Below are 23,049 nucleotides of genomic sequence, written 5' to 3' on the forward strand. Positions count from 1 at the left end.
CAGCCGGGTCAGAGCGCCCCGTAAAGGGCGTCGATCAGCGCCATCTTCCGCGGGTCGTCGGCGATATGCGGCCCCATGCGGTTCATGACGTACCCGAGCGACACGCCCGCCTCCGGGTCGGCCAGCCCGCAGGAACCGCCGAAGCCGTCATGGCCGTACGCCCTCGGGTTCGGCCCGTACGAGCCGCCCGGGCCACTCAGCCACAGCCCCAGCCCGATCTCCGTCTCGTGGCCGAGACCCGCGCCGAGCACCAGGTCGCGGCAGCTGCCCTGCCCCTCGCGCACCCGCTCGGCCGCCTCGGGGGAGAGGACGCGCTGTCCGCCGTACGAGCCCTGCCCGGCGAAGACGCCGTACAGCGCGGCGATCGCGCGGGCCGTGCCGTGGCCGTTGGCGGCCGGTACCTCGGCGGCCCGCCACTCGGGGCTGTTCGCCTCGGCGGCGCCCAGAACGGGATTGGCCAGGGCGGCGATCGCGGCGGGCGTCAACTGGGCGAAGATCGCGGCCTGTTCACTGGACGAGGCGGCCGGTGGCTGCACCAGCTCGGCGGCCCGCCCCGCCTCCTTCTCCGGCAGCCCGATGGTGAAGTCGACGCCCAGCGGCCCGGTCACCTCCCGCTCCAGGAAGGCACCCGGCAGCAGCCCCGACACCCGGCGGACCACCTCACCGACCAGGAAGCCGTACGTGAACGCGTGATAGCCGGACTGCGTCCCCGGCTCCCACCAGGGCTCCATCGCGGCGAGCCGCTGGGTCGTCAGCTCCCAGTCGTAGAACTCGGCGAGCGCGTGGGGCTCACGCAGACCGGCCAGGCCCGCGCGGTGCGACAGCAGATGCCGTACGAGCACACCCTCCTTGCCGCCCGCCGCGAACTCCGGCCAGTACGTGGCCACCGGGGCGTCCAGGTCGAGCACGCCCCGGTCGGCGAGGATGTGCGCGCACAACGCCGTCGGGCCCTTCGACGTCGACCACACGTTGACGAGCGTGTCGCGCTCCCACACGCGTGTGCGGCCCGCGTCGGCCCAGCCGCCCCACAGGTCTACCACCGTCTCGCCGCCGACCGTGACGCTCACCGCCGCGCCCAGTTCCCCGCGCTCGCGGAAGTTCTCCTCGAACGCCGTCCGCACCGCCGAGAAGCGTGCGTCGCAGTCACCGTGAACGTCTGGTACGTGCTCGGCCATGGGACCTCCGTCGTCCGCCGGAAAACCGGGCCACGACACTGTGACCCGGCACCGCCGAACATACCGACTGGTCGGATCGCGGGGAAGGGAGGGGAAGTCATCGGAATCGACGAGTTGGCCGTCGCCGTTGCCGCTCTCCCTGCCGCTGCCCCGACCGCAGCCGCCCACGGGCCCGTCAGGCGTACGAGCGCAGCCACCTCACCTTCGTCGCCTCCTGGAAGGGGCCGCCGCCCTCGTGGTCGTTGAAGTCGTAGACCTCGACCTTCTTGTCCTCGTGCGCCCAGGCGTTGAAGGCCGCGAAGACCGTCGACGGCGGGCAGGTCTGGTCCTCCAGGGCCGCCGAGAAGAGCGCCGGGGCCCGGCCGCGTGCCGCGAAGTGCACGCCGTCGAAGTAGGCGAGCGTGTTCTGCACGTCGGCGCTGCGGCCCCGGTGGGTCTTGAGGTAGTTGCCGATCTCGCGGTACGGGTGGCGGTCCGTGAGGGTCGCCGCACGCGGGAAGTCGCACAGGAACGGCACGTCCGGGGCGATCGCGACCAGGTCGGGGACCAGCCCGCCGACCGCGATCGTGATGCCGCCGCCCTGGCTGGTGCCGATGGCCACCGTGCGCGCCGGATCGACCAGGGGATGCGAACGGGCGGCCTCCACCGCGCGCACCGCGTCCGTGAACACCCGCCGGTAGTAGTAGTTCTCGGGGGCGTCGATGCCACGGGTCATGAAGCCGGGGAACGCGGGCGCGTTGCCCACCGGGTCCGCCGTGTCACCGCCGCCGCCCCAGGCGCTGCCCTGGCCGCGGGTGTCCATGACGAAGTGGGCGCGGCCGGTCGACGCCCACAGCAGGTCCCCGTGCGGCAGGCCGCGCCCGCCGCCGTACCCGATGAACTCCACGACCACCGGCAGCGGCTCGGACGCACCGGCGGGCAGCCGCAGCCAGCCCTTCACCGGGTGACCGCCGAAGCCGGCGAACGTCACGTCGTACACGTCGACCGTGGTCAGGCCCGTGTCCACCGGCTCGAAGCGGGCGTCCAGGTCGTGTTCCCGGGCCTCCTGGAGGGTCTTGGACCAGAAGGCGTCGAAGTCCTCGGGCTCGACGGACGCGCTGCGGTACTCGTGGAGTTCGTCGAGGGGGAGGTCGAACTGTGCCATGCAGGACCGCCTTTGTGGGGTGACAGCAAGCGATTGCGGGTGATCACACCGTACGTGGGAGGCCTGGACGCCCGCCAGGCCTCATGCCCCGGACGGGCCCCGGACGAGCCCCGGACGCGGGCCCGGACGAGATCCCCTAGGGGCTCGCGCCGCTCTACGATGACGACCATGTCGACTCCTGTGGAACTGCTGGTCAGGGACGCCGAACTGCTCGTCGTGGACGGCGGGCGCGAGATTCCCGGCGGGTGGGTCGCCGTCGACGGCGGGCGTGTCACCGCCGTGGGCGCCGCCGGGACCGAGCCCGAGGCCCGGACGACCGTGTCGGCGGCCGGGCGACTGGTCACCCCGGGCCTGATCAACACGCACCACCACATCTACCAGAACCTCACGCGGTCCTACGCGCCCGCCGTCAACGGCACCCTCTTCGACTGGCTGACCACGCTCTACCCGCTGTGGGCGGCGCTCGACGAGGAGGCGGCGTACGTGTCCGCGTACGTCGGCATGGCCGAACTCCTCATGGGCGGCTGCACCACCTCCTCCGACCACCTGTACGTGCACCCCCGCCCCGGACTCGTCGACGCCGAGATCCGCGCCGCCCGCGACATCGGCTTCCGCTTCCACGCCACGCGCGGCTCCATGACCCGGTCCGTGGAGGACGGCGGCCTGCCGCCCCGCAGCGTCACCCAGACCGAGGACGAGGTCCTCGCCGACAGCGAGCGCCTCATCAAGACCCACCACGACCCGCAGCCGGGCGCGCTGATCCGGGTCGCGCTCGCCCCCTGCTCACCCTTCTCGGTGACCAAGGAGCTGATGACGGCCACCGCCGAACTCGCCGAGCGCCACGACGTACGCCTGCACACGCACCTCGCGGAGGACCACGACGAGGACACCTACTGCCTGGAGACCTACGGCTGCCGGCCCGTCGAGTACTTCGAGGAGGCCGGGTGGATGAGCGACCGCACCTGGGTCGCCCACTGCATCTATCCCAACGACGCCGAACTGCGCCGCCTGGCCGCAGCGGGCGTCGGGGTCGCGCACTGCCCCAGCTCCAACATGCTCATCGGCGGCGGCACCGCGCGCGTGAAGGAGATGCGCGAACTGGGCCTGCCCGTCGGCATCGGCTGCGACGGCTCCGCCTCCACCGACCACGCCTCCCTGTGGATGGAGACCCGCGGCGCCCTGCTGCTGGGCCGCTACCGGGGCGGCCCCGGCGCGATGACCGCGCGGGACGCCCTCGACATCGCCACGCGGGGTTCGGCACGCTGTCTGGGCCGCGCCGACGAGATCGGGCATCTGCGGCCCGGTGCCTGTGCCGACCTGGTCGTCTGGGACCTGCACGAGGTCGCTCTCGCCGGTGCGCTCAGCGACCCCGTGGAGGCGTGGCTGCGCTGCGGACCCGCGCGCGCGTGGACGACGATTGTCGCCGGACGGGTCCTGGTCGACCGGGGCGAGCCCGTCCTGCCCGGCCTGCGGGACGCGCTCACCGACCACGGCAGGATCGCCCGCCGGATGCAGGAGCGCGTGTAGATCCCGTCACGCCCGACGCCGCGTCCACTCCGGCTCCGTACGCGCCCACGCGCGCTCCCACTCCACGAGCCGACGCTGAACGGACGTATGGTGTACGGCGCTTCGGGCAAGGAGGGCGACGCCGACGGTCGCACCCGCGGCGCAGATCCCGACCGCGACCGCGTGCTGCCGGACCGCGGCTGCGCCGGGCGGCGGTGCGACGGCCTGCCCCTGCGCGTCGAGCCACAGGTCGATGACATCACCGCGCCGCGTACCGGCCGGAACGTGCGCCGTCGCCGTACGCGCCCCCGCGCCCGGCTCCGTCCACAGCACCTGTACGCGGTACAGGTGCTGTCTGCCCACGAGCGCCGAAGGCTCCCCGGGCCCGGCGACGGCCACCGCACGCACCTGATGCCGCTCCGCCCGCTGTGCGTCGGCCGTCGCCCGCGCCTCGTCGTGCGCCCACCGGGCCGCGAGGGCCCCGACCAGGGGCGCGCCGACGCACAGCACCACGGCGACGACGAGCACCGTCCACGCCTCCACGACGTCCGACCGACGGCGCAGCGGATTGCGCCGCCACCGCCAGCCGTACACCCGCGTTCCCCTCCGGACCTCCACCCACCCATCGTCGCGCGCGACATCGACCGAACGGGAGCCGCGCACGAGGGGTCGTGCACACGGCCGGCCCACGCCCCCATGGATCCGGCGCACCACCGTGGCCGTGGCCTCTGGCGCGGACGGGAAGGTGCGGGGCCGCACAGTTACGTCGGGAGGCCGCCACCGGGGGCCGGATTCAGATCCGGTTCACGGGTCGGCTCGCCGCGACCAGCAGTCGTGGCGCTGCCGGGTGTTCGGCGAAGGCGTTGGAGCCGCGCGCGTACGTCACGCACCCGCGGCCGACTGCTCGGCGGCCGGCACCGGCGGGCGCATGGGCACCACCAGGAGCGGGATCCTCAGCCGAAGCGTTCGACGCGGATCCGATCCACGGGCTGGCCCGCCGCCACGAGCAGCCGTGAGGCGTGTTCGGCGAAGGCGTTGGAGCCGCAGACGTACGCCTCCCATCCGCCCGGGGGGTGTTCGGCGTCCAGGAGGGGCGTCACATGGGCCGGTGCCAGTCGTCCGACCGGCACGCCCTCGGGGGCCCGGCGGGTGAAGACGGGGGTGGTCTCGGAGCCGTACTCCCGCGCGTAGATCAGATCCTCGGGGCCGCGCGCGGACACCAGCAGCCGCAGTGGCACGGACAGGTCCCGCGCGCGGTGGTGGCGGACCATCGACATCAGCGGTACGACTCCGGAGCCCGCGCCGATCAGCAGTGCGGGGCGGTCGCCCGGCCAGGCGAAGAAGCCGCTCAGCGGGCCGCGCACCTCCACTTCGTCGCCGGGTTTGGCCACCGTGTGGAACCAGCCGGAGACCTCGCCGTCCTCGACATGGTCGAGGGTCAGTTCGATGTGCCCGGTGTCGTCCGGGGGCGAGGCGATCGAGTAGTGGCGCTGGGCCGTGTAGCCGTCGTCGGCGGTCAGTCGCAGCATCAGGTGCTGGCCGGGCAGATGCCCCGCCCAGCCGGGCACCGCGAACCGGAAGGTGGACGCCTGGGGCGTCTCCCGGCGGACCTCGGTGAGGGTGGCCGTCTGCCAGAGGGCGGCGGCGCGATTGCTGACGGCGATCCGGCCGGGCACCGCGAACCGCGTCACCGGCACGAAGTCCGAACTTTCAGCGGAGCGCTCAGTCACCGGAGTACCTCTGTTCCTCCCACGGGTTCCCGCGCGCGTGATAGCCGTTCTGCTCCCAGAACCCCGGTTCGTCGTGGTCGAGGAGCCGCAGCCCCGCGATCCACTTGGCGCTCTTCCAGAAGTACAGATGCGGCACCAGCAGCCGCGCCGGACCGCCGTGCTCGGCGGGCAGCGGCCGGCCCTCGTACTCCCAGGCGATCCACGCCCGTCCGCCGGTCAGATCGGCGAGCGGCAGGTTCGTGGTGTACCCGGTGTGGGAGTAGGCGACGGCGTGTGTCGCGGACGCGTCGGGCCGCACCGCGTCGAGGAACGCGTCCAGGGACACACCCCCGAACCGCACCCCGAACTTCGACCAGCTCGTCACACAGTGGATGTCACCCTCGTACGCCGACGCGGGCAGCGCGTGGGCCTCCGCCCAGTCCCAGGTGCGCGGTGCGGCCACCAGGCCGTCGATCCGGAAGGACCAGTCCGCGGGCGCCAGATCGGGGGTGACCTCGGCGGACAGGACGGGCCAGTCGTCGCCCGCGTCGTACTGGCCGGGCGGCAGACCGGCGTTGTGGACGCGCGGGCGTCCGGTGAAGCCTCGGGTGACGTTCATAGGGTGGGCGCCTCACGGTCAGGCCTGGTCAGTCGGTACGCGTACCACCGTACGGGGTCGCCGTGCGTGCCCCTGACCCCGGGCCCGTGGTGATCATTGCGGCCGTATGAACTCTCGGCCGTCACGGGAATAGCGCTCCGGAGATCGACCTTGCCCTGAATACCGGTTGATCCGGATGGTCCGGCGGTGAGCGAAGGAGAGTGGGAGCAGATGCCCAAGGCGTACGTCTTCACACGGTTCGGCGGTCCGGAGACCGAGGCGTTGGTCGACGTGGACCGGCCGCGCCCCGGTCCCGGGCAGCTGCTCGTGGCGGTCCGCGCGGCCGGTGTGAACCCCGTCGACTGGAAGCAGCGCACCGGCTACGCGCGCGCGGGCGGCGGGGCACGCGAACTGCCCGCCGTCTTCGGCAACGAGGTCGCCGGAGTCGTCGCGGAGGTCGGCGAGGGCGTCACCGGCTTCGTCGTCGGGGACGAGGTCTTCGGCAACCCGGTCGCAGGCGGCTACGCCGAGTACGCCCTGCTGCCGGTCACCGTGACCGCCCACAAGCCCGCCGGGCTCTCCTTCACGGACGCGGCGGCCCTGCCCGTCGCGGCGGCGACCGCGTACGACGGCATCGTCCAGCTCGCCCTGCCCGCGGGCGCGACCCTGCTGGTCACCGGCGCGGGTGGCGGGGTCGGCGCCGCGATCCTCCAGATCGCCCGGGCCCGGGGGCTGCGGGTCGTCGGGGTCGCGGGCGACGGCAAGAAGGACTTCGTCGAGTCGCTGGGCGCGGTACACGTGCCGTCCGGCCCCGACCTGGCGGCACGCGCGCGTGCCGCGGCCCCGGAGGGCGTCGACGGCGTCTACGACCTGGTCGGCGGCGAGGTGCTCGACGAGGCCGCGACCTTGCTGACCGACCGCACGAAGCTGATCACGGCCGGCGCGTCCGCCGAGGCCGTGGAGCGGCTGGGCGGCGCCCGGGTCGTCCGCGCCCGCGACGCCGCCGTTCTCGACGCGGTCGCGGACCTCGTCGTACGCGGTGCCCTGGACCCCTATGTGACCAGCACCTTCCCGCTCGACCGGGCCGGTGAGGCACTGCGTACGGTCGAGGAGGGCCACGCGCGCGGCAAGACGGTCATCACGGTCGAGGTCGCCCGATGAGCGACGGCACGCATGTTCTCGACAACCCCGCCCTGGCCTCGCTGACCGGCCCGCACGCCCACTTCGCCGAGCGGCGCGGTCGGGTGCTGCGCTATCCCGTCGACGTCTCGCCGTGGCTGGCGCTGCCCGACGAGCCCGACGCCGACGACTGGGCCGACGCCGCCGCCCTCGCGGGCCCCGGCGCCGAGGTGCCCCTGGCGGGCTTCGTGGGACAGGTCCCGAAGGGCTGGGAGATCACGTTCGAGATCGACGGTGTGCAGTTCGTGGACGACGGCATCGCCGCCGCACCGGACCCGGAGGCGGTCCGCCTCGGCCCTGCCGACGTCCCCGAGATGCTCGACCTCGTCGAACGGACCCGGCCGGGACCCTTCCTGCCCCGCACCGTCGAGATGGGCACCTATCTGGGCATCCGGCGGGACGGCGCCCTCGTCGCCATGGCGGGGGAGCGGCTGCACCCGCCGGGCTGGACCGAGATCAGCGCGGTCTGCACCGACCTTTCGGTTCGTGGCCAGGGCCTCGCGACCCGGCTGATCCTCGCCGTCGCCCATGGCATCCGCAGCCGGGGAGAAACCCCGTTCCTGCACACCGCCGCCGAGAACACCAACGCCATCCGGCTCTACGAGTCCCTCGGCTTCCGGCTGCGCCGCAGAACCGCGTTCCTGGCCGCCCGCGTACCCGAACGCCTCGGCGACGAGCGGGAGTTGGCGCTGCCGTAGCAAGAGCGTCGGGGTGCGGGAGGGCGTGGGCCCGACCGTTCGGGTAGTGTTGCCGTCCGGCTGCGGAACGCCCCAGCCGGACATTCACCTGGGAGGTGAGACCCATTACCGCTGTGTCAGGTCGGGTGCTCTCACCTCGAGGCAACGCGGACCGCCTCCGCTAGGCGACCGCGAGAGCGCCCTTCGGCTTCCGAAAGGCTCGCGGCTCCATGCCCCCCAGTTCTTCTTCGCTCGATCCCTCCCCGGCCGTGGTCGCCGCTCTGCGCGCCGCCGGCTGTGTCTTCGCCGAGGACGAGGCCCGGCTGATACTCTCCGCCGCCCGTGACCCGGACGAGCTGGCCGCCATGGTCGCCCGCCGCGCCTCGGGACTGCCGCTCGAACACGTCCTCGGCTGGGCCGAGTTCAGCGGGCTGCGCATCGCCGTCGAGCCGGGCGTCTTCGTGCCGCGCAGACGTACCGAGTTCCTCGTCGCCGAGGCCCTCGCCCAGGCTCCGGACGCCTCCGTCGTCGTGGACCTGTGCTGCGGCTCGGGCGCGGTCGGTGCGGCCCTGGCCGCCGTACTCACCGGTGTCGAACTGCACGCCGCCGACATCGACCCCGTGGCCGTGGAGTGTGCCCGTCGCAATGTCGCCGCGTACGGCGGACACGCCCACGAGGGTGATCTGTTCGACGCGCTGCCCGTCGGTCTGCGCGGGCGGGTCGGCATCCTTGCCGCCAACGTGCCGTACGTCCCCACCGAGGAGGTGGGACTGCTGCCACCGGAAGCACGCGACCATGAACCGCTCGTCGCCCTGGACGGGGGTGGCGACGGGCTCGACGTGCTGCGGAGGGTCGCTGCGCGGGCCTCGGAGTGGTTGGCGCCCGGTGGGTGTCTCCTGGTCGAGACGAGTGAACGCCAGGCGCGTTCGGCGATTTCGGCGTTCGAGGGGGGTGGGTTGGATGCGCGGCTGGCGGTGTCGGAGGAGCTGTATGCGAATGTGGTGATCGGGGTTCGGAGTTGAGCGGGTTGTGGGGGATGGTGCTTCGGCTGCTGCGCCGTCGTGGCTGGTCGCGCAGTTCCCCGCGCCCCTGGCGGGGCTGGCGCCCCTCCCCCGCCCGGTCCGCCGGCCCCTAGCGGGGGCGGGGGACGGGACGGGCGAAAAGGCGGCGGGGGGTCAGAGTCGGTACGGCTTTGAGCGGCGGCGTAGTGCCCATGCCGCTGCCACCGCGCCGCACACCACCAGGGTGCCGCCCGCTGCGAAGGTGAGGGTGCCGTAGTCCTTGGTGGCGCCGCCCAGGCCGCCCATGACGCCCCGGGAGGGGGAGGCCGTGGCCGAGATGGTGGGCGTCGAGGCGGTGCTGACGATGACCGCCTGGGAACCTGCGGTGGCACCGTTCGCGCACCGCACGGTGACCGTGTAGGTGCCGGTGCCGACGCTGGACCAGACGGCGGACTGGCTGGCGCTCGTACCCGAGAGCGTCACCACACGCCCTTCGTCGAAGGACCGCTGACTGCTGTTGAGGAGCGAGGCGCTGCCGTAGCCGCTGCCGCTGCTGGTGGGGCACGCACTGGTGGTCACCGAGACCGTGGACCCGCTGGTGCTCACCGAGATCCCGGCCGCCGAAGCGGTCTGGGCGGTCAGGACGAGCGGAAGCACGGCGGCGGCCGCCACGGTCAGGCCGGATCGGAGGAGGAGTGGAACGGTTCGCATGTGGACTGCCCTCCGGCGGCACGGTTGGCGGTACGTCCCATGCGCCGCCGAGGGTCGGGGATCGCCCGTGCTGCCTCGGGGCCAGCCAACGTGCCCTCGCCCCGGCCCGCACCCGGACGGCGACCGGGCAGGTGACGGATTCGTTCGTACGGCGGACCGGTGATGGGCTGTCACGGTGGTCCGGGACCGCGGCGGGCCCCTCGGCTCTACGGTGCCGTCACCGCCGTCCGCTCCGCCGAGAACCCGCCCCACGTCCCGTCCGGCAGCCGCGCCCGGATCCGCACCCGGTACTCCGCCCCCGCCTCCCGGCCCACATAGAAGCTGTACGACGCCCGTCCGCGCGGAACGGGCCCGCCCCACACCAGCGAGGTGGCCGGATGTCCGTCGAGCTGGATCTCGTACTCCGTGATCACGCCGTCCGCGCGCGGCGGGATCCAGGACAGGTCCAGGTAGTACGCCCCGTCCGTGCGATGCGTCGTCGCCCGGAAGCCGGTGGGGGCGGTCCCCTGTCCGGTGTCGGTGCCGGGGGCGGTCGTGAGACGTACGGGGGCGCCGGCCGCGGAGACGTTGTCGGCGGCGTCCCGGGCGCGGACGGTGAAGGTGTAGCGGGTGCCCGGCCGAAGACCGGTGACCACGGCCGTCGTCCGGTCCCCGGCCACCGTGTGGATCCTCGCCCCGCCCTGGTGGATGTCGTACGAGGCCACTTCCCGGTCGTCCGTCGACGCTCCCCAGGACAGCTCCACCGACCGGCTGCCGGTGGTCTCGCCCCGCGTGCGGCCGGGGCGGGTCGGGGCGGTGGTGTCCGTCGCGGACGCTGCCCGGGTCGTCGCGCGGACGGTCTTGCTGCGGGGGCCGGAGTGTCCGGCCGTGTTCCGGGCCCGCACCGTGAAGACGTACGTGGTGGACGGGGTGAGCCCGACGACGTCCACCATGTGCTCCGACCCGGGGACTTCCCTCACCTTCGCCGTGCCGCGATACACCTCGTACGCGGAGACCTCGGGACCGTCCGGCGCGCGGTTCCACATCACGTGCACGCTGGTCGCGCTGCCCGCGGCGGCCGTGACCCCGGCCGGGGCGGGCGGGAGCCCACCGTCCGTGCCGCTCCCGCCCGCGTCCCCGGTCCAGGTGCAGGAGGCGGTGAGCAGCAGTGTCCCGCAGACGGACGTGACGTACCTGGTCACGCGTCGCACAGCTGTCCCCTCCTCCGCCCCTCCCGCACGGTATTGGTCCGGACCAATATGGACCCGGTGGGGCGGGTGCATCAAGAGGGGTGCGGTTGCTCCGTGTCCGCCGTGATTACGTATGCTGAGGCTCGTCAAGGCTGAACTCGCCCCGCTGTCGGGGCAGTTCATGTCAGGGGCGCGGAACCGCTGTCGTCGCAGGACCCGCGCCGTCACGGGTGGCCGGGTCGCCGGAGCCGACACGGGCTCAGGCGCCCGGCCCCTGTCGCGAGTTCGGGGCATGCACCGTACGGCCCCCTAACGGTGGACGCGTGATCGGACCGGCACCAGATTGGGCCGAGTGTCCGTCAGATCCCCCAGGAGAGGGCCCCTATCGTGCGTGTCCACACGCTGACACTCGCCGCGGCCGGTGCCGCCCTGCTCGCCCCGACCGCGCTGCCCGCCGCTCACACGAACGCGCCGGCGCGGTACGAGGGCAGCGTCCGGGCCGTCGACCTGCTGGCCAGGGTGCAAGGCTGCACTCCTGTGTCCAACGGCCACTACCGCAGCGACGCCGGAGCCCGCGCGGACATCCCGGTCTGCGGCACCGACGAAGCCGTCTACTGGACGGCCGACATGGACATCGACTGCGACGGCCAGGCCGGCCCGCGCTGCAACAGCCGCACCGACCCCTACTTCGCCGACACCACCGCCTACCAGCAGTCCGACGGCCGCCAACTGGACCCCGAACGGCTGCCGTTCATCGTCGTACCGGTCGCCAGCAGCATCTGGAACTACCGCGACTACGGCATCCGGGGCGGCTCGGTCGCGGCCGTCGTCTACAAGGACCGGGTGCAGTACGCGGTCGTCGGCGACACCGGCCCCCGCGACATCATCGGCGAGGCGTCCTACGCGACCGCCGACGCGCTGGGCATCAACCCCGACCCGCACGGCGGCGGAGCGGCCTCCGGCGTCACGTACATCGTCTTCAAGAACTCGAAGGTGTCGCCGATCGAGGACCACGCGGCGGCGGTGGAGACGGGGGAGCGGCTGGCGAAGGAGTTCGTGGGCGAGGGCGTCGGCCGTGCCGGGGCCGTGGACGGCGACTGAGCAGGCCCGTGAGGGCGCGGCGGGCCGGTCCTCGAACCGTTGCCCGCCGCTCCCGACCCCCTACACCTTGCGGTACGTGTACGCCTCCGCGGCCGCCGCCTCCACGGCCGCGAGGTCGGCTCCCGTCGACGCGGTGACGACCGCCGCCACCGCTCCCTCGACGAACGGCGCGTCCACCAGGCGGGTGCCGTCCGGGAGTTCGTCGCCCTCCGCGAGGAGCGCCTTCACCGTGAGGACCGCGCTGCCCAGGTCCATCAGGACCGCGACCCCGGCACCCCGGTCCACGGAACGGGCCGCCGCGGTGATCAGTTCGGCGCTCGTGCCGAGTTCGCCGGACTCGGTGCCGCCCGCCGCGGCGACGGGAACGGCCGCACCGCCGCCGACCAGCGCCCGGGCCAGGTCCGCCACCGAGGCGGCCACCGCCGCGCTGTGCGACACCAGCACGACCCCGACCAGGCCGCTCCCGTCACTCACCGGCGGTCTCCGCGAGAGCCGCGATCAGCAGCGCCGACGAGGTGGCCCCCGGGTCCTGGTGACCGATGCTGCGCTCGCCGAGATAACTCGCCCTGCCCTTGCGGGCCTGTAGTGGCACGGTCGCGAGGGCGCCCTGTTCGGCGGCCGTCCGTGCGGCGGCGAACGAGACGGCGAGGGCGTCCACGGCGGGCACGAGGGCGTCGATCATCGTCTTGTCGCCCGGCGCCGCACCGCCGAGTGCCATCACCGCGTCCACCCCGGTGCGCAGCGCGTCCGTGAACTGCTCCGCGCTCACCTCGGCCGCCTCGCCGAGCGCCTTGCCGGTACGGCGCAGCAGCGTTCCGTACAGCGGCCCCGAGGCGCCGCCGACCGTCGAGATGAGCTGGCGTCCGGCGAGGACGAGGACGGCGCCGGGCGTGGCCGGCGCCTCCTTCTCCACGACGTCGGCCACGGCGTTGAAACCGCGCCGCAGATTGCTGCCGTGATCGGCGTCGCCGATCGGCGAGTCCAGGGCGGTGAGCCGCTCCGCCTCATGGCCCACGGACACGGCTGTCGCCGTCATCCAGCGGCGGAAGAAGTCGGCGTCGAGCACGGGATCTCCTTGCGTGGTAGGTGCGTGCGTGGTGGGTACGTCGGTCACTGCCGTACCCGGGCTCACATGCCCCAGCGCAGACCCGCCGTGCGCACCGGCGCGTCCCACAGCCGCAGCAGCTCCTCGTCGATCTCGCACAGGGTCACCGAGGCGCCCGCCATGTCGAGCGAGGTGACGTAGTTGCCGACCAGTGTGCGGGCCACGGCGACCCCGCGCCCGGCCAGCACCCGGTGCACCTCCGCGTTGAACCCGTACAACTCCAGCAGCGGTGTCGCGCCCATCCCGTTGACCAGGAGCAAAACGGGATTGCGCGGGTTCAGATCCTCCAGCACCGCTTCCACCGTGAAGTCGGCGATCTCGCCCGAGGTCATCATCGGCCGCCGCTCCCGGCCCGGCTCGCCGTGGATGCCGACGCCCAACTCCAGCTCGCCCGGCGGCAGATCGAAGGTGGGGCTGCCCTTGGCCGGGGTGGTGCAGGCGCCGAGCGCGACACCGAAGCTGCGGGAACTGTCGTTGACCTGCTGGGCGATGGCGCGCACCTGCTCCAACGGGCGCCCCTCCTCCGCCGCCGCGCCCGCGATCTTCTCGACGAACAGCGTGCCGCCCGTGCCGCGCCGCCCGGCCGTGTAGAGGCTGTCGGTGACGGCGACGTCGTCGTTGACGAGCACCTTCGCGACCTGGATGCCCTCGTCCTCGGCGAGTTCGGCCGCCATGTCGAAGTTGAGGACGTCGCCGGTGTAGTTCTTGACGACGAACAACACGCCCGCTCCGCTGTCCACGGCCGCCGCGGCCCGCACCATCTGGTCGGGCACGGGAGACGTGAACACCTCACCCGGACAGGCCGCCGACAGCATCCCCGGTCCCACGAACCCTCCGTGCAGCGGCTCGTGCCCCGAACCGCCACCCGAGACGAGGGCCACTTTTCCGGCCACGGGAGCGTCCCGCCGTACGATCACCCGGTTCTCCACGTCGACGGTCAGCTCGGGATGGGCCGCCGCCATGCCCCGCAGCGCGTCGGCGACCACGGTCTCCGGAACGTTGATGAGCATCCTCATGGGTACCTCCTGGGGAGCTTAGCAGGCCGGGCCACGGCCTGCTTCTTTGCTGGTCAGAGTAGTTGAGGCTGATTGCCGATCTTGGCGGTTCATGGCGGCCTGTGGCGGGTTCTGGCGGTGCTGATGCTGACTCAATGCTGACTTCTGTGACGGGGTGTCAGGTAGCTGCGGAGTGCTGGTTGGACGGCGGCTGGAGTCCTGCTGTGGGCAGTATCGGCCTTGCGGCAGTGAAGGTCACCCGCGCCGACGGTGTGGCTTGCTGCCGCCTTGCGGCTCCTGACCGCAAGGGTGCGTCGTGCCGCCTGCTGAACCGCGCCGTCGCATTCATGTCCCGTTGCTTCGGGAGGATGCCAACGCGGCACGAGTACTGGCTGCGAAGTGGGCCTGCCGGTGCAAGGCTGACGGGCCGCTGGGCAGGTGGAAAACACATCTGCGGTTCCTCTTTCCGTTCTCATGGGAATGTCGCTCGGCGCGGTGCGACTGCCACCACCGCACCGAGGCAAGCCGCGATGTTCGACCTGGTCCACATCAAGCCGCTTTGCCACAGGAACGAGGCGGTGCGGGGGAGGGGCAGCTGATCCGGTCCTCCCGATAGATCGTGATTCAGCCAATTTGTTGAGGCGCCTTCCGAGTCCCGATTCATGGGCAGAAGGGCGTGTGTTCAGGGAATACGCAGTAAATGAGCGCGTAGGGTCGCAAGTTACTGCTGAGTCATTGCGAAAGATCACCTCCGCGATTCTCGCCAGGCCATGTGGATCAGGTGACATCCACAGACTCAAGCGTGTCTAGTGACGCCATGAACGCTCAGGGGGGCGAACGGAACGTATGGGCGGACGAAGGACTCACGCGCAGGCTCAAGGCCCTGGCCTGCACAGCGCCTTTGCACGATCTCGACATCCGCAAAGCGAAACTGCCATGGCTGGACGGCTCTCACTACCAGATGGCCGAAGTTGCTCTGCAGATCATCGATCATGTGGCCATCGCGATGGACTACGACACCGGGGCGAACCATGAACAGGTCCTAATCAGGGCCAGGGGCTTCGTCGGCTGGCAGGCGCCTGACCGTCCGGTCGACGAGCACGCACGGGTCGCCGGATGGGTGCTTGACTCCCTGATCAACGTACGGGACACGGACAGGGGTTTCCGCCGCTACTACGGAGAGGTGGATGCTGCGGGCTCGTATGCGCTGAGAAAGTGGGACTTCAAGCTCATCGAAGAGCGTTCGGACAGCAATGGGGATCTGTATCTGCGCGCCTCCAATGAGGCGTTGAACGTTCTGGTCGGTGCGTTGGATACGGACGTCGAATCAGCTCAGATCGCCGCCGAGGTGAGGTTGCGCAACCTCATCGGCAGGGGACAGCTGGCCGACGCGAAGGCCGTGGCCGAGCAGGCGCGCATACGCACCATCCAGTACGCGGAGATCATTCGCGCCCAACTCGACGCCACCAGTCGCAACGTAACGACGGTCGACTGGACGGACGAGGTGCCGAACCTTCTCAACGAGGCTCTCGACCACGTCGATCACCGGCTTGAGGAGGAGTCAGCGATCGCCCGGTCCGTCTCCACCGATCGTGACCAGTCCCAGGATCCGATCCGCAGGCGGCAGGCAGCCGAGCTGGTCGACGTCGTGGAGGACTGCATTCGCCGGCACACTCGGCTACAGATCCGATTGCGCGGTGCTCGCACGCTCTTCCTCGACGAACAAGACCGCCAACAGTTCTCCGGCACCGCACTCAGGGCTTCGGTGGACGTCTATGGCGACCTCCTTCAGCCGGTGCTCGGACTCACGCTGGCCGATGCCGCCCATCCAGTGCGGTCCTTCTACGAGCACTCCATGGGGCCGGCGGTGGATGACCAGCTCTGCCTGGTCACGCTGGTCCCCACGTTGCTCGCCCCGCCACCGGAACGAGCCCGGTTCACGGGAGAGGAAGAGGTACCGGAGTTCGTCCCGGTGGTGGAAGTACGCGGATACACCGACGATCAGCAGCGCCTGGCCGACTCCTTGCTCGATCTGATCGAGGAGGCGCGGCCGTTGTCCGAGCTGCTGGAGGAAGCCGCTGCTATCGATCCGGAACTCCCCGACCTTCTGGTGTTGTTGGCGTTGCGGGCCTTTAGCCCACAGCTGGGGTCGGCGTTGAGTGAGGGAGCCGACCGCGTCCTGCTTGCCGTATCGGCGGGAATCCCACTGGACAGTCAGGGGTTCGAGGGCGACGACCTGCTGCTGACGTCCGCGGCATTCGACCGTGCGGCTCTGGATGCCGACCGTCTGGAGAGGAACAGCGGACGATCATGAGTATCGAGACCATGGCCGAGGACGCGGAGGCAGCGGGCAGACTCATCGGCTACGGCTTCAAGCCCAAGACCCGACCTGCGCGCGACAGCGCCTACGCAGTACTCGTGAAGCGCTACGCAGAGGATCCTGACTTCGAGACGCTCGTCACCCGGTACGCGGAGGGCATGGGACTGCGGGTCATCGCCGTCACCTCGCGTGCCGGCATGGTGCACACCGCGCTGCCAGGGTCGGTCTTCGAGACACGGATGGACCAGTACGCCCGGCACGTGCGGATGCGGGAGAGTCGGGAGGCCGAACGCATCTTGTACGGCCTCACACACCTGGCTGTCGCGGCCCTGGCCTTCCCCCGGCCCGAGGACTTGGCCGATGACGGCTATCAGGGCAAGGTCCGAGTGTCGGCCGTCGACCAGCTCGTGCGGTCGGTGTGCCGAGTGCTGGCGGAACGTGTCGCCGAGAGCGAGGAGTCGCAAGATCCACCGGCTGACGCTCCGGAACTGGAGAAGGCCTGGCGAGCATACGAGCGCCGACCCGAAGTGGCCCCGACCAAGGGTGGGCGACCGGGAGCATCGGCCACCCGCACCCTCATAGGCCGGGCTCTCGTACACCTCGTCGACCGCGGAATGTTCATCCAGGGCAGACCCGACTCCGACGACGGGGAGAAGATCTTCGCCGCTACCCACCGCTATCAGCTCCAAGTGCGCGAGCTGGCCAGCACCCGCGCTTACGAGGAACTGACCGAACTCGGGGTGCTGCCTCCCATTGCCGGGACCCGGACGCTCCGGACCACCCGTGCCGAGACGCTGTACGACTAGGAGAACCGCGCCATGTACGAGCTGTCCCGCGTCCGGCTGAGAACTGTCGGACCGGCCGGTGCCCGTTTCCACGACGTCACCCTGGACCTCAGTCGCGCGGGGCGCCCGGTGGGTGTCGAGCAAGGGGCCCTCTTCGACGCCGCCACCACGACCTACCGGCCGTCCCCCGCCACTTTGGTCCTTCTGGAGAACGGGGGTGGCAAGTCCGTTCTCCTCAAGCTCGTTTTCTCCGTGGTTCTTCCTGGACGTCGCCACACCGTGGGCACGACCAACACGCGTGTCATCGAGAAGTTCGTGATGCCCAAGGACGTGTCCCACATTGTTCTGGAGTGGATGAACCCGCTCACCGGCGATCTGCTGCTCACCGGCAAGGTGCTCGCCTGGCGCAGCCAGATCGCCTCCGAAGTCTCCGACAACCTGCGCGAACGTTGGTACTGCCTGCGTCCCAGTGACGAGATCAACCTTCGAACGCTCCCGATGGCGGTCGGTACCAAGTCGTGTGCCCTGGATACATATCGGGACGAGCTCCAGGAGGCGTACACAGCCGACCAGAGCCTTGAGCTGTACTGGACACGGCATCAGGGCGACTGGACGAATCGGCTGCAGCTGCTCGGCATCGACCCCGAACTCTTCCGGTACCAGCGGGAGATGAATGTCGACGAAGGCGAAGCGGCGAACTGGCTCAAGCTCGATTCGGACGTGAAGTTCGTCGACTTCCTGCTACGGGCGATTGTCAGGTCCGAGGAGATGGACGACCTGGCGGCGCTGGTCGCCGAGCACGTGGAGCGGCTCGCGGGACGCGGGTTGCTCCTCACGGAGCGGGCGTTCGTTGCCGGCGCGCTCGATCTCCTGGGCCCGATCGTCGAACTGGCTGGAGCGGCCCAGCAGTCGCGTCGCCGTGCACAGCAGGCCACCCGTGACGTCGTGGAACTGGTCGGACGGCTTCGGGTACGCGCGCGTGACGAGCAGAACGTGGTGCTCGCCCAACGATCACAGGTCGACCAGTCACAAAAGGAACTCGGTAAGCTGACAAGTGCCGCCGGTCATGCCGAGGCAATTGTGACTGAACTACAGCGTCTCCTGGCCGAGTTGAAGCACAAGAAGGCCGAACGGGAGCTGACGGCGCGCGAAGAGGGACTGCGCAAGGCGCGAGCTCTGGTGGACGCGTGGCGAGCAACCCCCATTGTGCATGAGCATGACGACAGCGTCGCCCAGGTCAAAGCGGTGACCGATCTCATCGGCGCCGAGGAGGAGAAGGCGCGCCCGGCGCTGGAAGAACGCGACACCGCGGCACGCCGCCTGGCGCGCAGCCTGTGGGCGACGGCCGACGAGGCCGCCCAGACTGCCTCCGACGAGTTGAAGCAGGCCGAGGATGGGGAGAAGGAGAAGCTCGCGGCGCAGAAGCGTGCCCGCGAGGCGCACCGGGACGCCACGAAAGCCGAACACGAGGCCTCCCAGTTCGACCAGTTGATCACGCGACTGCGTGAGGACATCGAGGCGGCTGTCGGTGCCGGTCTGCTGCACGACGCCGCCGCATTGCCTCGGACCGTGGAGACCGTTCAGGAAGGACGCGACAACACAGCCCAGCGCGTCACGGATCTGGAAGGAGAATGGGCGGAACTCGCAGAGCGAGAGGCCCTCGCGCAGGACAAGTTGCGCAAGGCCGAGGCGGAGGCAGGGGACCTGCTTCGGCGTCATGAGCAGCTCACCACCCGCCTGGACGAGGCCCGCTCACAGGCGGTGCGCTTGGAGACGAACCCCCGGCTCTCCGGGCTCCTCGACGTGGCGGACATCGACCTCGAACGCGACATCACCTCGCTCCTGGACGCACTGAGTACCGCACGCAATGAGGCCGAACGGGAACGGACCGAACTCAATGTCGCCGAGTCCATCGACGCACAGGCACGCCTCGCGCTGGCCGCCGGCGACCTCCTGCCGCCCACCCAAGTGGTCACCGACGCCTGCAAGGCCCTTGAGGACGCCAAAGTGGTCGCGGTCCCGGGATGGCACTACCTCGCTGCCATCCCTGACGCACATCGGCGACGCGACATCGTGGAGCGACTGCCGCACCTGGCCGCGGGTATCCTCCTCAACGACCCTGACGACATCGACCGGGCCCGGGAAGTACTCACGGCACTGCGTCCCCAGCCAACTGTCTTCGTGTCGGTCTCGACAACCAGGGCCTTCACCGACCCCGAGACAGAACTGACAGGCGGCGTCGTGGCGGTGATCCCGCCCCACCCCGCCCTGTATGACGTGGACGCGGCGACCGCCGAGCACGTTGCGATCGATGCTCGGCACGCCGTACGCAGCGCCCGGACCCAAGAGCTGGCCACTCGCATGGAGGAGGACAGCAACCTGACCTACGCACTCACGGCCTGGCGCACGCGCTACCCGGAAGGCAGTATCACCGCACTGACCGAAGAGCATGCAGGCGTGGTGCGGGAGCAGACAGTCGCCGAAGCAAAGGTGGTTGAACGCAAGGAAGTGCTCCAGACGTTCCAAGAGCGGCGGAGGAAGATCCAGGAGGAACTCCCTCCCCTGCGCGAGACTCGGGACTCCCTCACCAAGCGGCTGCAACGTCTCACGGAACTCGCCGGTCGTCACGGCCACCTGCCGGAATGGACAGAGCAGGCCTCGTCCGCGAAGGAGAGGATGCGGGAGCGCCAGGAAGCCGCTGGGGAAGCAGAGGGCGAGGCCATCGAGTTGCAGAAGCTCGTCACGGACCATCTGCGCAGAGCCGACGAGCACCGGCGCACCGTGCGTATCGTCAACGACGACCGGGCCAAGCTCCCGGGGAGCGAGGACGTCCGCCGTTCCGATCCGGTTCCCGAACTCTCGACGGCCTTGCTACGGAGTACGTACGAAGGGGCCGAAGCGCGATACCTGCGGGTTCAGGTCGGGAGCGATCTGCTGGAAGAGCTCGGGCGAGCCAATGAACGCGCAGCCACCGCGAAGCGTGGCTACTTGGCGCTGTCCGAAGACGTCCGTGACAGGGCGGCCGTACTGTTGAAGAGCCCCGAGGGATCCGACGAAGCGGCACGTGCGACAGCTCTGGAGAGTGCGGACCGCGCTGCTCAGGCAGCCGACACCGGGGCGCGAAAAGCAGCAGTGGCCGAGTCGCGCTGCGCGGACGAACTAACAGCTGCGAAGAACCGCGTGACAACTCAAGTAGAGCTTCCCAAGTACCCAGCCGATATCGAGTCCTGCACCGAAGCCGTCGACGAAGCCAGGCAGAAGCAGACGCTCTGCGCTCGAAAAGCGGCGGACCAACAGGAAGTACTCACGCGGCTCGGACTTCAACTGGCCGATGCCGAGGTGTCGGCGAAGGCCTTCCAGTTCATCGTCGACGGATTCACTACGGACCTGGCAGAGGGCGACAGCGACGCCGCTGACACCGCGCCCTACGAGGGGGACGCGGACACGGCCCAGGAACTCGTCGCCCGGATGGGCAAGGAACGTACGACCCGCGAAGGGAAGGCCCGGACCGACGAGCAAACTCTGCGCGCGGCTACGGAGAAGATCACCCACCATGCCGGGGCCCAGGAGTTCAAAGACCTGCATGTCCGTGTGCAGACACAGATTCGTATCGCGGGTTGGGAAACGGTGGCGGCCCGTGCCACAGAGTGGTCCGATGCCCTCAGGCCGCGCCTGCGCGCCTTGAACGAGGAGATCGACCAGACAGAGCGACACCGCACACTGATCGTGCGCAACCTCAAAGCACAGGTCGACAAGGCGTTGGCCTCGTTGCGCCAGGCGCAGCGGATGTCACGACTGCCGGCAAGCCTGGAAGACTGGGCGGCCCAGGAATTCCTCCGCTTCCGCTTCACCCCGGCACAGGACGACACCGCGCACCTGCACATCGGGGAGGTCATCGACGAGGCGGCGAAGGGCCATACCGCAGACGGGCGGACTGTGCGCAGGGACGGGATGTCGCTGCTGCTCGCGGGGGTGAGGGCAGCAGTCCCCAAGGGGTTCCGGATCGACATGCTCAAGCCCGACGCCGTGCTGCGCAACGAGCGCGTCAGGGTCTCCGAGATCAAGGATGTCTTCTCCGGCGGGCAGCACCTCACCGCGGCCATCCTCCTGTACTGCACCATGGCCGCTCTGCGGGCGAGCAACCGGGGCAGGGAGAGGGACGCGCACTCCGGTGTCCTGTTCCTCGACAACCCGATCGGCCGGGCAAACGCGGACTATCTGCTTGCCCTTCAACGCAAGGTCGCCGAGGCACTGGGCGTGCAACTCATCTACACGACAGGGCTGTCCGACGACGGAACGCTGAGGCGCTTCCCTCTCATCCTGAGGTTGCGCAACGACGCTGATCTGCGGGCGGGGCGCAAGTACCTCACTGTGACCGACCGGATCCAGGAAGCGCTCGACGCGTTGGACGAGCCGGATGGCACAGGCAACGTCACGACAACCAGAATCTTCAAGCGAGAGGCGGAGGGCGGACACCCCCGTGAAGCACAGGCAGAGTGAGTTCATCCGGCACCTGAGAACCGGTGCTACCGAGGCGGGCTGGAACGGTGTGCGCAGGACGCGTGTCGCACTGGACGACATCTGGACGGCATTCCGAAAGGTGAACAACCGCAACCCAGATGGTGAATACGAACCCCTGCTCATGTCAAGGCAGTTGGACGAACTCGAAGACCAAGGCCTGATCGAGCAGATGAAACAGCGCACCCGGGACAAGGTGTCCCTGCCTGTCAAGATCTGGCTCTGTCCTACCGCGCCACCGCGACCCGCTGTACCGCCCATGCCGCACTGGCACCCTGACCTCTACACGCTCGCCGGGGAGTGGCCGACTGCGACTTCGAAGCAGCGCTCTGCGTACGTGGCCGTCAACCAGTGGCTGATGGGCGATCCGGACCTATTTCCTGTGCCGCTACGGGAGCGGGCTCTGGAGATCTTCGGAACGTACGGCAGCGAAGCGGATTTCCCCATGCCGGAGAAGACTTTCGACACCCTGCGCTCAGGGCCTCTCTTCGGCGACCTCGACCGGCTCCACGCCACTCTGCGCACGTTCACGACACACCCGCCGCTGCTCACCGAGACGTTTCTGACCGAAATCGGGGACGGTTACTACCAGCGTGTCGGCGCCGGAGACATCCTGCTCGTGGTCGAGAACTCGGCCACCTGGTGGTCTCTCGTGCACAGCCTCCCCGACGACCACCGACTTGGGTACGTCGCTTGGGGACTCGGCGGCACATTCCGCGCGTCAGTCAACACACTCGCGGCCAAACACCGCATCGAGGAGATCCGCTACTTCGGCGACCTCGACCTCAGCGGGATCCGCATTCCGCACGCGGCATCCAAGACAGCGACCGACCGGGGCCTTCCTTCTGTCCAGCCCACTGAGCGCCTGTACGGCGCGCTGCTGGAACTCGGACGCGCCCGCGGTGCGAAGGAAAAGGCTATTGAAGCGGGAGAGGCTTCCGCCCTGGTCGAATGGATGCCCGGGCCGCACCGAGCGAAGGCGGCCGGCCTCCTGGTGGCAGGCCGGCGCCTGGCCCAGGAGTGGGTCGGCTACCGGTACTTGACCCGCGACACGGCTTGGCACGCCGACCTCGTTTGATCAGGCCGGGCTCACCCCGAGGCTGGCCTTGCAGGAGGAGGCGGGCCAGCTCCCTCGCCCCCTGTTCGGCGTCTTCCTCCACACGCTCGTGGGTCAGGAGCAATGCTTCGGGACGGGAGAGGGAATCGATGAGCGAAGTGAGGAAAGAAGCAGCTCGGTCAAAGGGGTCAGTCGTGGCGGCGGCCGCATACGCTCCAGTCATCGGGCTCTCGCTTTTCGAGCGTGGAATCGGTTGGTATTTTCGATGCTAGGGACGAGAGCCCGACCCCACACCGGCG

At 70.2% G+C, this 23,049-nt stretch carries 19 protein-coding genes; 9 read left to right on the top strand and 10 right to left on the bottom strand.

The genetic code is table 11. From position 1 onward, the window contains the following. Positions 1-8 precede the first annotated feature (8 nt). Positions 9-1,175: a serine hydrolase domain-containing protein gene (locus tag OG787_RS45345; protein ID WP_405539285.1), complete on the bottom strand. Its 1,167-nt coding sequence runs from the start codon at positions 1,173-1,175 to the stop codon at positions 9-11. 175 nt (positions 1,176-1,350) lie between these two features. Next, positions 1,351-2,319, bottom strand: a complete 969-nt coding sequence (locus OG787_RS45350; RefSeq protein ID WP_405539286.1) for an acetylxylan esterase — start codon at positions 2,317-2,319, stop codon at positions 1,351-1,353. A gap of 168 nt (positions 2,320-2,487) precedes the next feature. On the opposite strand from OG787_RS45350, the gene OG787_RS45355 reads away from it, so the two are divergent. Next, positions 2,488-3,846 carry an 8-oxoguanine deaminase gene (locus OG787_RS45355; protein ID WP_369029855.1) on the top strand — a complete coding sequence of 453 codons (1,359 nt, stop codon included), beginning with the start codon at positions 2,488-2,490 and terminating at the stop codon, positions 3,844-3,846. 6 nt (positions 3,847-3,852) lie between these two features. Here the strand turns inward: OG787_RS45355 and OG787_RS45360 are convergent, their stop codons facing one another. From OG787_RS45360 to OG787_RS45370, 3 genes are all read right to left on the bottom strand, one after another. Beyond that, complete coding sequence (locus tag OG787_RS45360; protein ID WP_405539287.1) at positions 3,853-4,443, bottom strand: hypothetical protein; 591 nt, start codon at positions 4,441-4,443, stop codon at positions 3,853-3,855. A gap of 335 nt (positions 4,444-4,778) precedes the next feature. Beyond that, complete coding sequence (locus OG787_RS45365; RefSeq protein ID WP_369029888.1) at positions 4,779-5,501, bottom strand: ferredoxin reductase; 723 nt, start codon at positions 5,499-5,501, stop codon at positions 4,779-4,781. Positions 5,502-5,547: 46 nt separating this feature from the next. Continuing rightward, positions 5,548-6,153, bottom strand: a complete 606-nt coding sequence (locus tag OG787_RS45370; protein ID WP_369029853.1) for a sulfite oxidase-like oxidoreductase — start codon at positions 6,151-6,153, stop codon at positions 5,548-5,550. Positions 6,154-6,363: 210 nt separating this feature from the next. Here OG787_RS45370 and OG787_RS45375 point away from each other — a divergent pair, with 210 nt between their 5' ends. The 3 genes from OG787_RS45375 (at position 6,364) to OG787_RS45385 (ending at position 9,010) form a co-directional block, all read left to right on the top strand. Beyond that, positions 6,364-7,293, top strand: coding sequence for an NADP-dependent oxidoreductase (locus OG787_RS45375; RefSeq protein ID WP_405540771.1), 930 nt, complete (start codon positions 6,364-6,366; stop codon positions 7,291-7,293). Next, on the top strand, positions 7,290-8,009 hold the full coding sequence (locus OG787_RS45380; protein ID WP_369029852.1) for a GNAT family N-acetyltransferase: 720 nt from the start codon (positions 7,290-7,292) through the stop codon (positions 8,007-8,009). The genes OG787_RS45375 and OG787_RS45380 overlap by 4 nt, the downstream gene beginning before the upstream one ends. Positions 8,010-8,218: 209 nt before the next feature. After that, complete coding sequence (locus tag OG787_RS45385) at positions 8,219-9,010, top strand: putative protein N(5)-glutamine methyltransferase (RefSeq protein WP_369029851.1); 792 nt, start codon at positions 8,219-8,221, stop codon at positions 9,008-9,010. Positions 9,011-9,163: 153 nt separating this feature from the next. On the opposite strand, the gene OG787_RS45390 is transcribed toward OG787_RS45385, so the two are convergent. Together OG787_RS45390 and OG787_RS45395 are read right to left on the bottom strand one after the other, a co-directional pair. Continuing rightward, complete coding sequence (locus OG787_RS45390) at positions 9,164-9,700, bottom strand: hypothetical protein (RefSeq protein WP_369029850.1); 537 nt, start codon at positions 9,698-9,700, stop codon at positions 9,164-9,166. A 206-nt stretch (positions 9,701-9,906) separates the two neighbouring features. Beyond that, the gene (locus tag OG787_RS45395; RefSeq protein WP_369029849.1) at positions 9,907-10,890 is read right to left on the bottom strand and encodes a fibronectin type III domain-containing protein; all 984 of its coding nucleotides are present in this window, start codon (positions 10,888-10,890) and stop codon (positions 9,907-9,909) included. A gap of 366 nt (positions 10,891-11,256) precedes the next feature. Here OG787_RS45395 and OG787_RS45400 point away from each other — a divergent pair, with 366 nt between their 5' ends. After that, complete coding sequence (locus OG787_RS45400; RefSeq protein ID WP_369029848.1) at positions 11,257-11,970, top strand: glycoside hydrolase family 75 protein; 714 nt, start codon at positions 11,257-11,259, stop codon at positions 11,968-11,970. 60 nt (positions 11,971-12,030) lie between these two features. On the opposite strand, the gene OG787_RS45405 is transcribed toward OG787_RS45400, so the two are convergent. From OG787_RS45405 to dhaK, 3 genes are all read right to left on the bottom strand, one after another. Then, on the bottom strand, positions 12,031-12,444 hold the full coding sequence (locus OG787_RS45405) for a PTS-dependent dihydroxyacetone kinase phosphotransferase subunit DhaM (RefSeq protein WP_369029847.1): 414 nt from the start codon (positions 12,442-12,444) through the stop codon (positions 12,031-12,033). Continuing rightward, complete coding sequence (dhaL, locus tag OG787_RS45410) at positions 12,437-13,036, bottom strand: dihydroxyacetone kinase subunit DhaL (RefSeq protein ID WP_405539288.1); 600 nt, start codon at positions 13,034-13,036, stop codon at positions 12,437-12,439. The genes OG787_RS45405 and dhaL overlap by 8 nt, the downstream gene beginning before the upstream one ends. Positions 13,037-13,098: 62 nt before the next feature. Beyond that, positions 13,099-14,091: a dihydroxyacetone kinase subunit DhaK gene (dhaK, locus tag OG787_RS45415; RefSeq protein ID WP_405539289.1), complete on the bottom strand. Its 993-nt coding sequence runs from the start codon at positions 14,089-14,091 to the stop codon at positions 13,099-13,101. A 796-nt stretch (positions 14,092-14,887) separates the two neighbouring features. Here dhaK and OG787_RS45420 point away from each other — a divergent pair. From OG787_RS45420 to OG787_RS45435, 4 genes are read left to right on the top strand one after another with little or no spacing between them, the layout of a single operon-like run. Then, the gene (locus tag OG787_RS45420) at positions 14,888-16,384 is read left to right on the top strand and encodes a hypothetical protein (RefSeq protein ID WP_405539290.1); all 1,497 of its coding nucleotides are present in this window, start codon (positions 14,888-14,890) and stop codon (positions 16,382-16,384) included. Next, positions 16,381-17,196, top strand: coding sequence for a hypothetical protein (locus OG787_RS45425; protein ID WP_405539292.1), 816 nt, complete (start codon positions 16,381-16,383; stop codon positions 17,194-17,196). Before OG787_RS45420 ends, OG787_RS45425 begins: the two co-directional genes overlap by 4 nt. Before the next feature lie 12 nt (positions 17,197-17,208). Next, a complete protein-coding gene (locus OG787_RS45430; protein ID WP_405539293.1) occupies positions 17,209-21,675 on the top strand; it encodes a hypothetical protein in 4,467 nt (1,488 codons plus the stop codon). Beyond that, on the top strand, positions 21,656-22,771 hold the full coding sequence (locus OG787_RS45435) for a Wadjet anti-phage system protein JetD domain-containing protein (protein WP_405539294.1): 1,116 nt from the start codon (positions 21,656-21,658) through the stop codon (positions 22,769-22,771). Before OG787_RS45430 ends, OG787_RS45435 begins: the two co-directional genes overlap by 20 nt. Positions 22,772-23,049 lie beyond the last annotated feature (278 nt).

The sequence above is a fragment of the Streptomyces sp. NBC_00075 genome, assembly GCF_045041225.1.
Taxonomy (GTDB): domain Bacteria; phylum Actinomycetota; class Actinomycetes; order Streptomycetales; family Streptomycetaceae; genus Streptomyces; species Streptomyces adonidis.